Here is a 12,351-nt window from a genome sequence, read left to right as displayed (position 1 = left end):
CCTTGAAGCCCGCTTGTGCCAGACATTGAAATTACACATCCCCCCTTTCCTGTTTAGCCGTCGTAGTTTCTTCTATTGAACACGCCTTAGCGGAATGTGATGCCACGTACATACTCGTTCATTTCAATAGCTGGATGATCCGGGCTGTGCACACGTTGACCTGCAATCGTCAGATTATTAAAAGTCACTCCTTCGATGCTGCGCTCATCGTCATAACCATAGATCCGCGAAGGATGTTGTGTCCCACCTGCATAATCGATGTCCTCAAATACAATCTGTTCAATCCGCCGACCAGGAGCGGGATTGTAATCCTTGTTCCTAATCACACGCAGATCGAACAGCTGACCTTTTTCAAAGGTTTCCACTCTGATTCGCGCATAGACAACGTTTCGCACGGTATTATGATCACCCGCATTAATGGCCATGGCTCCCCAATAGTTGGGTTGTGGCTCGTGATGTTCCAGGATATCGATATCTTCGTACCGGATATCCTCAATCACATCACCGTTCGCCTCGTGGTCCCCGTGTGTGCCAATCATAAGTGGATGTGCCACGTCAGCCCACAGCACAGCATGTCTAACCCGGATACGACGTGAGTCACCACGGTAACCCCATCGGCTGCCATAGATCGCGATACAATCATCCGAGTTGCGCATGAAAACATGTTCGATCTCAATATCCGAGCTGGACATGATATCAATACCATCCGACCAGCCCCGTGTACTGAATGACTTAATACCTTTGACGGACACGTACTGTGAGCTGCCGATGTACACACTGTAATGCGGCACGTCGATGATCATAATGCCTTCAATGGCAATCCGGCTCGAATGGATCAACCGAATTCCGCGGAATGCAGAGAATCGATGAAAATCAGCCAGATAGACCATGCCGCGCCCCCGGATTGTAACGTTCTGAACCCGATCACAGACGAATGAACCCGCGACAGCAGCACCGCCATCAATATAGACCGTCTTGCCCGATGGAATGCGTAGGATGGTCTCTTCAATGTAATGCATGCCTGGTGCAAAATAGAGTACCTCAGCCTCTGTCTCCAGCCATTCCGTACGATGAATGCCAGGCTGTACGATGTGAACACGTGGATCGTCAATACTTGGAGCATCCGTCTCCAGCCCGTTTCCGAACAGATGCAGATTACGAAACCGTTCGCCATTCACCTCGATGGACAGCTGGAGAGGTTCGTTCAGTTCAAAAGAGACCATATTGCCTTGAATCTGTGATTGGATTCCATACGATAAGGGCCGAATATCAACGGTCTGGACCTCCGTATACATGCATTCAATTTCCAATTCAGCAGGAACACCCATATCAAAATAAGCCATGCTGGCCTGCCGCACATGGTGCATATCAACCTTTACTCCGTATACATTTACATCAGACCATGGTCCGTCACTGCCAGCCTCACGAATACGAATGATGTAATCTTGAGATTGGGGAATTTCCTGAATCAGGGGATAACATATGATTGGCTTCACAAGCGTTCCTCCAGCTATGATATAGGTGTAGACCCCGGAGTATCATGGGGTCTACAGGCACTTTGATACTTATATAATTGATTCGTTCAAATGTATCCACAATTCAACCAATCCGAGTCTATTACTTCTTGCTTGCCGCAAAAGCATCCAGTTGAACCTGTAATTCAGCCATAAACTTGTCGAATCCGGCGCCTTCCAGCTGTTTCTTCACATTGGCAAGATCGGCATCGATGTCCTTGGTAATGCCCACTGACAGCGGAACGATATACTGCGATTTGACCGTCTCCATGCTTGCAAGCTCTGCGGCCACGTTAGACGTGGCAAGCCCGAATCCGGCCAGTGGACTTTGACCATTCTCTTCCGCTTTCTTGGCACCTTCATTCTGTAATTTATCGTTAATGACTTGCCATTCGTCCGGATATTTCTCCTGCAGGTTCATATAGCCGTCATATAGCCCCGTCCAGCCTGGCTTTTTGTTCTCCGATTTGATGCCTTCATAGCTAACGAATTCGCCAGCCAGCTTGTAATTTTCTCCTTCAACACCGTACTGCAACAGATTATAATACGTTCGATCGGTGTGAGCTTTCTCTATTAGCTTTAGAGCTGTTTCGACGTGTTTGGAGTGAGCACCAATCGAGATCATGGTGATATTATCCGGTGCCATGAACGGCATATAGGCCGGAATATTGTTGAAATAATAATCAAACCAGCCATACTCAAAATCAGGATGCAGCTCTTTCAGTGCACCAACATAACTGCTGCTGACAGCGCCAAAGTGGTTGTTAAATTCAAGCGGTTTTTTGTCGGCTTTCATCAATTCCAGCGTCTCGCTTGTTGCATTGCCCTGAGCAGCCAGTATATCGTGGCTCACAATGCCATCTTCATACCACTTTTTGGACCGCTCCAGCACTTGCTTATACTCAGGTGTATCATACATGCTGATCGCCTTGTATGGCTCATCCACGGTGGCAACGACGTACCCTTTTACCAAATCCAGATATTTAGAACCAGCAACCAGAGTCCAGACGTTATCTGCGAACCGCTTGTCATTAATCATCGGCGTGTCTGGGTAAGCTTCTTTGGCCTTGTAAAGATATTGTTCTACAGTATCTAGATCTGTAATTTCCGGTAACCCCCACGCTTTGCGCAGATCATCACGGAACAACAGGCCTTCTCCGCCGCCTCCGGGCTTATTGTATTGTGGAATGCCGTAGAGACTGCCGTTAATCTTCACGGTATCCAGTGTGCCTTTATAATGCTCCACCAGATCAGGCACATCTCCCAGGAGTGGGGTCAGATTTGCAAATGCATTCTTGGTGGCGAACGATGCAAAGTCCGACCAGGCGCCGCCCACATAAACGTCGTATTCCTTCGCGGCGATAGCCCTGCTAATCTGATTCTTTTCATCTCCCCAAGGCACAAAGTCAAACCGAATAGTTGCCCCCAGATCCTTAATCGTTAGCTCATCTAACTGCTTGTAAAAATTGTCCATACCACTGGCGGGTGCATTTCCCATCGTGATACCCTTCAATTGCACAATCGTCTTGCCATCGGATGTCGTTGTGCCTGAACCTTCGGCAGCATCTTTGTCTGAGCCCCCATTCGAACATGCGGAAAGGATAACCGTGAACACCATGAGACAAGACAGAAGTGATTTTCTAATATGTAGCGCTTTCAAAACAATCCCCTCCATTACGATGATATTATTTATGTGGATCAATCAGGGGCAGACTTTCACCATATCCTGATCGTGTAAAACCATAACCATTTATCCCTTTACGCCTCCAACAATCAGACCGCTCACAAAATGACGCTGCATGTACGGATACAATAGTATGATGGGGCCTGTTACCAGCATGGTCGTTGCCAGCTTCATCGTCTCACTTGGCAGCTGATCCACGACAATCTGGGCATCCCTGACGGCATCCGTCACACGGGATAACATGCGGTAAAGCAGATACTGCAATCCCCATTTCTCCTGATCGGAAATCAGGTACAGACTATAGCCAAACCAGTTATTCCAGTAACCCAGTCCAAGGAACAGTCCGATTGTTGCGCTAACAGGCTTCGAGAGTGGAAGAACAATCTGCCAATAGATTCTGAAATCGCCTGCCCCGTCGATTCGTGCCGACTCCATTAAGGAATTGGGAATGCTTTTGACATAGTTGCGGAACAGGAACACATTAAATGGAGAGAGCATACCCGGAAGGATAATCGCCCACAACGTATGATTGAGATGCAGCACATTGGCGACCACCAGGTAGGTGGGAATCAGTCCGCCGCTGAACAGCGTGGTAAAGTAAATAAAGAAGGCGACCTTATCCCGGTGCTTAAAATCGGGACGGGATAGAATGAATCCGCTCATGGACGTTGTCAATAATCCGAGCACTGTGCCCAGCACCGTAACATAGATCGTAACGAGATACGCCCTGCCAATTTCCCCTCCCAGGGTGGTAAAAACAATCTTGTATGCATCCAATGTGAAATCCTGTGGCAGCAGCGAATAGCCATTAACTACAATTTTGGATTCATCACTCAGTGATCCTGACAGCATCAGGATAAATGGAGCGACGCAGATCAGCGCTACCAAACCAACAATGACCACAGCCATAACATCGAATATTTTCGAGCTTGCATCCACTTTTAACTTCTTCTTGTCAGATGTTGCAGCAAGTTGTGCCATCAGGCTTCCTCCCATTCGGTTGACAATTAAAATAAAGAATTTTCACGATCCACTTTACGCACAATTGCGTTTACCGTCACAACAAGTACCAATCCGAATATTGATTGATATAGCCCTGCCGCCGTCCCCAGTCCTAGACTGAAATTCACGGTTAATGAACGGTACACATACGTATCGATAATGTCGGTTGCATTCAGCAGCAGACCATTGTTTCCAATAATGTTCCAGAACAGATCGAATTGTCCTCTCATAATTCCTCCGATGGCAAACAAAACTAGGATGATAACCGTCGGTTTCAAAAGCGGCAGTGTAATGTACCGAATTCGTTGCCACTTGCTGGCGCCATCGACATAAGCTGCTTCGTATACGCTTTCATCAATACCCATAATGGATGCCAGATAGATGACCGTCCCATACCCTAGCCCCTTCCAGATTTCGATAATGACGATAATGAACGGCCAGACCTCAGGTGACTGGTAGAAGTCAAAGCGCTCGAAACCCAATGACGTAAAAACGTTGTTAAACACACCATACTTGTAGTTGAACAGATTGTATACAATGGAACCAACCACGACCATCGAGACGAAGTAAGGCATGAACATCAGCGTCTGCGACGTTTTCATGAATTTCTTGAATGTCAGTTCCCTAAGCAGAACCGCCATGGCGATCTGACAGATGTTTCCGAGTACAATGAAGGCCACATTATAGAGCAGCGTATTGCGAGTCAATTTCCAGACAATCGAATCCCAGCCTCCTTTGAACAGAAACTCAAAATTTTTCAACCCAACAAACGGACTGAACAAACCCTTGCTAAAGTCATAGTCGGTAAACGCGTTGTAGAGTCCCGCCATGGGAAGGTAATTGAATAAGGTGAAAAACACGATCAGGGGAATCAGCATAATGTAATAGGTTTTGTGTTCCCTGAGGTCTGAAAATCGCCTTTTCTTCTGTTTGAGCGCTTTGTTCATTACTATATTTGGTTCTGCCATCGTATCACCCTTTCCTTGCTTCCTATTGTAGTCCGGCACGATACCTCCCTACTATTCGAATTTCACAAGATTTCTGGTACTTTTCGATGAAAATGACAAAACAAAAGCGACAGGTATGAACACCTGTCGCCATGCTCTCATCAAAATCAATTACTGGCTTGTTTCAATTCATGCGCATCCCCAAAAACCATTGGAACATTGATAATTACACTTGTGCCTCTACCCTGAACTGATTCATAATGTATTCCATCCGTTTCATTATAGTAAAACTCCAGCCGTTTGCGGATGTTATGTACGCCGTATCCGCTGCCTTGATGGCGGTGTAGCCGAGAGGGAGATTGCTCTAGGCCAGGACCATCATCAGTGACCACGATCCTTACTCGCCCCTCCTCTATGCCTCCCGTAATTGTAATGATGCCACGGCTCTCGGGCTTCTCCAGAATACCGTGTACAATCGCGTTCTCAACCAGAGGCTGGAGCGTAATTTTGGGCAACATACATTCCATTACCGCTTCGTCTACGTGTACATCGAATTGGATCTTGCCTTTGAATCTCTTCTGCTGAATGCTTACATAGATCTCAGATAACCGCAGCTCATCTCTCAGGGTTACGAAGTCTTCCCCTTTGTTCAGAATCAACTTGTAATAATCAGAAAGAGCGTACACGACCTGCTGAACGTTCTGCTTCTCTTCTTTCTGTGCCATCCAGACGATCATATCCAGCGTATTATACAGAAAATGCGGGTTAATCTGGGACTGCAATGCCCGAAGTTCTGCCCCTTTCTTATCTTGCCCAAGCCTGTATTGATTGTCCATCAGTTCCCTGACACTGTTAATCATATAATTGTAGCTGGATACCAGATGACCTACTTCGTCCTCCCTATTGGGAATATCCAGCGTGTTTAATCTGCCTTGCCGAACCTGGCTCATTCTGTTCATAAGCAAGAATATTCGACTCGTAATGGATTTCGTCACCGGGATGATGCATACCAATAGAGCCAGACAGACAAGCAAGTATACGAGGAGCACCTTGTTTCGCACCTTATTCACGGCTGTAGCTGCCGTATCCGGAGATATGACGGAGTGCAGGAACAGATTGCTCGATCCAACTCTCGAATCTCGGACGATATAAGAGGAGTCACCCACTCTGACCTCTTCAAACTGGTTTCGGCTCACCTGAGATCTGTATCCATTTCGTTGTTCCAACTCCGCATGTCCATTGCTGATAACCACTTCTCCCTCATCCGTCTCCAAGTAGACCAGCTGCTCCATGGCTGAGTTCATGATATAGGGCTGAAGCTGAGGCAACTCCACACGCAGCGTTACGATGCCTACCGGCTCGGAATAGTCGTTAATATTCCACAGCACTCTTCCCAGCGCTAAATAACTCTCGGACGATGTGCTGCTCTCATCTTTCATCATCACCCACACCGCTTCTCCGCCCCCTTCAACGATCTTCCTGACCCAGGGCATTGACGACACCTTGGCATATGGACGATACATCGTTGCATGTGGACCCGTTATGACGAAGTCATCATTAATATAATATACGATACCGTTAATCTCAGAGTTCGTCTGAAGAATACGTGTATAATCCGTGATTCGTTCAAAGGCGGACAACTGCTCCCACACCTGCATACGCTCCGGGTCCTTGGAGAAAACCGCATTGATCTGCTCGTCAATCGTAATCATCGACGACACTTCCTCAATATGGGAAAATTTGCTGGACAGCAGTGATAAAGTTTGGTCAAAGCTTTGGTTGGCTGCATAGTTCTGTCCGGTGATTACAGAATTACGAAGCTCGCCATACGTCGCCGAGAACGTAATCATCAGTGGAATAATGCCTGCGAGTGCCAGCAGAATGACCAGCTTTTTCTGCAGAGATAGATTGCCCAGCCACTTCAGAACCCTCATTGGGAAAACTTCTTTCGATATTCCACAGGCGTTACACCCGTAGCAGCCTTAAACACCTTGGCAAAGTATCCTGCACTGGCATATCCGGACATTTTTGAAATATCGATCATTTTGAAGTGCTCCTGGAGAATAAGCCTCTTGGCAAGCTCCAATCGATAGTCATTCAGATACTGTTTAATCGTAGTTCCTGTCTCCTGCTTAAAGAGGACACCAAGATGGGCGGTGGATAAGTGCACATGGTCGGCAATCTCCCGCACATCTAGATCTACATCACTGCAATGGTCAGATATATAGTTCATCACATCACGAATCAAGCCCGAATATGGCGATACCCGGGTGAACTCCTCCTGATATGCATAACACAGCTCAAGCATGTGATCCTTCACCTCAAGCATCGTACGGCATTCGTTCAATTGCTTCTCCACATCTTGAATCTGAACCATCTTTCCCATGCGGATCAGTACACCATTTCTCTCCTTGAACAGCGCGTTAGCAAATGTGATACACATGGAAAGAACTCTTTCTCTTGCCTGATCCCCTTCTTCCACCACTCTGTTACAGAACGTCTCCATCCAGATGATCAATCCTTCCGGTTCCTGCTTCAGCAACCTGTAGAATTCAGGATATATGTCGCTTCTGAGCCCCTGTGGTGCGTAATTCACCGGATCATATTTGAGGTAACACAGATCTGGCTTGAAAAAAACACGTTCCATGGCCAGTGCCGCTTCGCGGAAACTTCTAGATACTTCCTCCAGTCCGGCCACTACCTGACCAGCTGCAATACGAAGATCGCTGTACTCCCTGCATAGCGTTTCTGCCAGTATCCTCACTATCTCCTCATCCGGTCGGGGCAGTGCCATGACAAGCAGCAAACGGTCATAATCCAATTGCTCGGCGATGGTAGCAAGATTATGTTGTTCCCAGTAATTCTGGATGTTGACGGCATCAACCCGCATTTCCTTGTTGAACTGGGATACGATCAGACATACATAGCTCGAATGAACCGGATAACCGATCTCCTGGGCTTTGCACCTAAGTTCATCAGCGTGGTGGGACTGCGTTCTCAAGGCATTAGCCAGCTTCATACGCTCCAGATCCATCTTCTGATCCAGCAGTAAATGCTCCGCCTTCCGCTCGGCGATATAATGTACTGTTTTCTGAATGGCGTTCTCCATCTCCGGCAACTTGATCGGCTTCTCCACATAATCGACGGCCGAGAGCTGAATTGCACTCTTCAGGTAAGCCACATCCATATATCCGCTCATGAATAACAGCTTGCTATCCGGGCAGACTGCCACGAACTTCTCGGCGAATTCGATGCCATTCAGCTTCGGCATACGTATATCCGTAATAACAATTTCGGGCCTCTGAGCCGTTGCAACACGTAAAGCCTTTGCTCCATCTTCGACCTGAAGCACCTCATGTACACCAAAGCTCTTCCAGTCGATAGCCTCCACTAGGCCTTCTCTTGTATAATCGTCGTCGTCGGCAATCAATACTTTCATCGCGATGCCCCCTTTTTTACAATATACAGCTCTAAGGCGCCTATTAAGATAGCGCTTACATTTGTAAGCTTGATCTGCTTTCTCGCCCTTTCTATCCTTCATATCGGTATAATATATCAACAGGGGCGATTTTGGCTATCAATCAATTCTGAGAAATATACTTTTTATCCAATTAATTCGGGTGAAAAATAATTAAGGTGGAATTAAGATTCTGTTTTCTCTCTAATAAGATTGGGCATATATGATAGAGAAAATACAGAGAGAGTATGTGAGAGATGATGAAAAAATTTCGCAGAAGATTATTTAAGACGTTTATATTCGGGGCAGTGGCTGTACTTCTCCTTCTGGTTACAGGTTTGATCTATCAACAAGTGAGCACCCGTCAGGATCAGAAAACATTTATTCCGCCTGGCAAGCTCTACAGCATACATGGAGACAATATGCATTTATATACGGGTGGTCAAGGAGATGCAACAGTTGTCCTTGCATCCGGATGGGGCACAGCTGATCCTTATGTGGATTATTATCCGCTCTACGAAAAGCTTGCACCTTACACGGAATTCGCGGTTTATGATCGCTTTGGCTATGGTTATAGCGATATGACCGATAAGAAACGCGATGTCGATACTGTGGCAGATGAATTGCACGAGTTATTAGAGGTATCTGGGCAAAAGCCGCCTTACGTTCTGGTGGGTCACTCACTCGGTTCGCTGGAAACGCTCCGGTTTGCGCAAAAATATCCGGATGAAGTACAAGGTATTGTCATGTTGGATGGGGGAAGTCCGGAATATTACGCCAATGACACTGACGATATGGCAAGTGTGATTGGTGGCTTCATGAACCAATTCCGCATCAAAACCGGTTTGTTTCGGTTGACTTTACAGTCTGACGCTGTTGTGGAAGCCTCCAATGCCAATCGCAACGGCCTGAAGTTTGTACCAGATGATCTGAAGAAAATAGATACAACGGCTCTATTGCTTAACTATGGGAATGCCAACACCTTGGATGAGTTGCGTGAAATGTCAGCCAATGCCAAGGTTGTCGTTGACAACAAAAAGCCCTTCCCGTTTCCGCTTACCATACTGACAGCAGATTACTTCGGGGCCAGTGAGCCGATATGGGATAAAACCCAAGCTGAATTTACATCCTGGTCAGAACACTCCAAACATGTAACAGTTAAGGATACCGAGCATTATATTCATCAATATCACCCAGATCTTGTAGCCAATGAAATATTGGAACTGGTTAAGAAGTAGATTCCTGAAGAAATGCTAAACTAGCAATACAGTTCATTTTCAAAAATAACCCTAACGATTCTGGTAATCGTCAGGGTTTTTATTTTGTTAGTGCCGTTACTGTGCTAGTGCCATCCTCGGTGTTAGCGATCTGAAATGTGCCAATGCCTCTTGAACCTCCGGGCTCGTAAGACCGTGTCGATCAAAATAATGCATGACCTCATCCAGGTCAGTCCCATCACCACTGTATATCCGCTCAATTTTTCGAATAATCTCTTGTTGTAATCGCTCTCGAATACGCATGCAACTGACAGGTTCACACAGCCAAAAATCAGTTCGCTTGACCTCCCCTGTTGCAGTCCATAACAAATTTTCATATCGAATGACATCCCAATCACGATAACCCGTCTGAATCTGCTGAAGTTCTGTTGAAAACATATCATATATCAGATTGTGCGGAATGTGTCCGTATGTTGCCCGATACTGTCTCAGGTTGAAGCCTTCGATCCATTCTGTCAGCACAAAATTCCCCGAAGCGTACGCGTACAATTCAGGAACATGATGGTTGTTTTGCAATGACAAGAGCGCCTCACATTCAAATTCTCCATCCACTTTTCCACGAGGAGTATATACCTTAAGGCAGTACTCTTGTAAACGATAGACAACCGGCTGCTTTCCCATTAGTGAAGCTTGCATGGTCAGATGACCGTTTTTCTCATAGCGATCTAGCAATTGTTCAATATTCGCAGGTATAGATTTAACGATTCTCATAAAGACGTCTCCTTGATTATAAAATACATTCTAAAACGTTTTCCTCTATCCGTTATCATTAATCTACTCTCTATATTATCTTTAAAATTCCATATGAACATATACAATTTCATCAGAACATGAACTATTTGCTTCCAACATCGAGATTTATTTTATTCGACTGGCAGGTTTATTTTCACTCTAATGGATGGAACCCGTTTCATGTCAAGGTACAAAAAAACGATGCCCCCTATTGAAGAGAGAGCATCGTTTCATTTCTTATATGACTTTCCATTAATGCATAGGACCTTGTTGACCCTGCTGAGCACCGACCTTAACTCGTTTCACGAAGAGTGAGATGATCAGTCCAATCACAGCAAGAACCATTGCGAAAATAAATGCATTTTGCACACCGGATGTGAAACCTGCCAACTGATTCTCTGGACTCTCAGGATCCGTCACACCGCTCAAGAAGCGGGTCTGACCTGCGCTCAGTATACTTACCGCAACAGCTGTACCAATAGCCCCGGATACCTGCTGCAATGTATTCATAATCGCCGTTCCGTGAGGATAGAAATCAGGTGGCAATTGATTCAAGCCGTTGGTTTGTGCAGGCATCATAATCATCGAAATCCCGATCATCATGAATACATGCAGCGTAATAATCTTGCTCAGAGTCGTTGTCGGAGTGATTCCTGTGTACATGAAGAGTACAACAGTCACGATCGCAAGACCGCTAATCACAAGCCATTTCGGACCGAATTTGTCAAACAGACGCCCCATAACCGGGGACAAGAATCCATTCAGCAAGCTGCCCGGCAGCAGAACCAGACCGGCAGTCAGTGCCGTAACCGCCATACCTTGTTGCAGGTACATTGGCAGGATCAGCATGGATGACAACATCATCATCATACAAAGGAAGATCAGAATCAAGCCGATTGTAAACATTGGATATTTGAATGCCCGCAGATCCATCATCGGCTGTTTCATTCTCAATTGACGGATGCTGAACAACAGCAAAGATAATACTCCAATAACCAGTGTGGCTACAACGATAGGACTAGTCCAGCCACCGCCACTTTCTCCATGTCCTCCTGCACTACTGAATCCGTACACGATGCCACCAAAACCAAGTGTGGAAAGTACAATGGAAAGAACATCAATTTTGGGCTTGGTCAAATTCGAGATATTCGGTAAGAACAGCAAGCCGCATACCAATGAAATAATGAAGAACGGCAAGGAGATCCAGAAAATCCAGTGCCAGCTCAGATTGGCCAGAATCAGACCCGAGATACTCGGACCACTCGCTGGTGCAAACATGATAACCAAACCGATCAATCCCATGGCAGCGCCACGCTTTTCAATCGGGAAGATAACCAATATGGTGTTGAACATTAGTGGCAGTAACAGAGCTGTACCTACAGCTTGCAATACCCGTGCCACCAACAGAATTTCAAAGCTCGGTGCAATAGCAGCAACTAGCGTTCCTGCAATCGAAAAAATCAGAGAAGTTGTGAACAACTGTCTCGTCGAAAACCATTGTAACAGCATGCCAGAAACCGGCACCAAAATACCCAAAACGAGCAAATATCCTGTCGTTAACCATTGAATGGTCGTAGGTCCAACTTCGAGCAAGCCCATAAGCGGTGTCAATGCCACGTTAAGTGCCGTTTCACCGAACAGACCAATAAAACCGCTAAGTAGCATAGCGAATAAAATCGGAAATACTTTATATTGTTTTGTTTCTTGTTGATCCTTTACAGAACCAGCCTTCATGGCA

9 protein-coding genes are annotated in these 12,351 nt (G+C 46.1%); 1 reads left to right on the top strand and 8 read right to left on the bottom strand.

Going from position 1 to position 12,351, the window contains the following annotated elements; all coding sequences use genetic code 11:
- Nucleotides 1–86: 86 nt before the first annotated feature.
- From ACFVQB_RS04575 to ACFVQB_RS04550, 6 genes are all read right to left on the bottom strand, one after another.
- The gene (locus ACFVQB_RS04575) at nt 87–1,496 is read right to left on the bottom strand and encodes a glycosyl hydrolase family 28 protein (protein ID WP_379435204.1); all 1,410 of its coding nucleotides are present in this window, start codon (nt 1,494–1,496) and stop codon (nt 87–89) included.
- Nucleotides 1,497–1,617: 121 nt separating this feature from the next.
- A complete protein-coding gene (locus tag ACFVQB_RS04570; protein WP_379435203.1) occupies nt 1,618–3,174 on the bottom strand; it encodes a DUF3502 domain-containing protein in 1,557 nt (518 codons plus the stop codon).
- A gap of 90 nt (nt 3,175–3,264) precedes the next feature.
- A complete protein-coding gene (locus tag ACFVQB_RS04565; RefSeq protein ID WP_379435202.1) occupies nt 3,265–4,179 on the bottom strand; it encodes a carbohydrate ABC transporter permease in 915 nt (304 codons plus the stop codon).
- A 26-nt stretch (nt 4,180–4,205) separates the two neighbouring features.
- A complete protein-coding gene (locus ACFVQB_RS04560; protein ID WP_379435201.1) occupies nt 4,206–5,168 on the bottom strand; it encodes an ABC transporter permease in 963 nt (320 codons plus the stop codon).
- Between the two features lie 146 nt (nt 5,169–5,314).
- Nucleotides 5,315–7,081, bottom strand: coding sequence for a sensor histidine kinase (locus ACFVQB_RS04555; protein ID WP_379435200.1), 1,767 nt, complete (start codon nt 7,079–7,081; stop codon nt 5,315–5,317).
- A complete protein-coding gene (locus tag ACFVQB_RS04550; protein WP_379435199.1) occupies nt 7,078–8,586 on the bottom strand; it encodes a response regulator in 1,509 nt (502 codons plus the stop codon). Before ACFVQB_RS04550 ends, ACFVQB_RS04555 begins: the two co-directional genes overlap by 4 nt.
- Before the next feature lie 275 nt (nt 8,587–8,861).
- Between ACFVQB_RS04550 and ACFVQB_RS04545 the strand changes: the two genes are divergently transcribed.
- Nucleotides 8,862–9,842, top strand: coding sequence for an alpha/beta fold hydrolase (locus ACFVQB_RS04545; protein WP_379435198.1), 981 nt, complete (start codon nt 8,862–8,864; stop codon nt 9,840–9,842).
- Nucleotides 9,843–9,938: 96 nt separating this feature from the next.
- On the opposite strand, the gene ACFVQB_RS04540 is transcribed toward ACFVQB_RS04545, so the two are convergent.
- On the bottom strand, nt 9,939–10,592 hold the full coding sequence (locus ACFVQB_RS04540; RefSeq protein WP_379435197.1) for a serine/threonine-protein kinase: 654 nt from the start codon (nt 10,590–10,592) through the stop codon (nt 9,939–9,941).
- 273 nt (nt 10,593–10,865) lie between these two features.
- A complete protein-coding gene (locus ACFVQB_RS04535) occupies nt 10,866–12,347 on the bottom strand; it encodes a DHA2 family efflux MFS transporter permease subunit (protein WP_379436317.1) in 1,482 nt (493 codons plus the stop codon).
- Nucleotides 12,348–12,351 lie beyond the last annotated feature (4 nt).

This window comes from Paenibacillus sp. NPDC057886, assembly GCF_042796655.1.
Lineage (GTDB): Bacteria > Bacillota > Bacilli > Paenibacillales > Paenibacillaceae > Paenibacillus.
This window is presented reverse-complemented; position numbering and strand designations above follow the sequence as displayed.

Excerpts from the sequence above, each read along its gene's own strand:
- ACFVQB_RS04565 (WP_379435202.1), bottom strand. The coding sequence starts at position 4,179 with ATGGCACAACTTGCTGCAACATCTGACAAGAAGAAGTTAAAAGTGGAT.
- ACFVQB_RS04560 (WP_379435201.1), bottom strand. The coding sequence starts at position 5,168 with ATGGCAGAACCAAATATAGTAATGAACAAAGCGCTCAAACAGAAGAAA.
- ACFVQB_RS04555 (WP_379435200.1), bottom strand. The coding sequence starts at position 7,081 with ATGAGGGTTCTGAAGTGGCTGGGCAATCTATCTCTGCAGAAAAAGCTG.
- ACFVQB_RS04550 (WP_379435199.1), bottom strand. The coding sequence starts at position 8,586 with ATGAAAGTATTGATTGCCGACGACGACGATTATACAAGAGAAGGCCTA.
- ACFVQB_RS04545 (WP_379435198.1), top strand. The coding sequence starts at position 8,862 with ATGATGAAAAAATTTCGCAGAAGATTATTTAAGACGTTTATATTCGGG.
- ACFVQB_RS04540 (WP_379435197.1), bottom strand. The coding sequence starts at position 10,592 with ATGAGAATCGTTAAATCTATACCTGCGAATATTGAACAATTGCTAGAT.
- ACFVQB_RS04535 (WP_379436317.1), bottom strand. The coding sequence starts at position 12,347 with ATGAAGGCTGGTTCTGTAAAGGATCAACAAGAAACAAAACAATATAAA.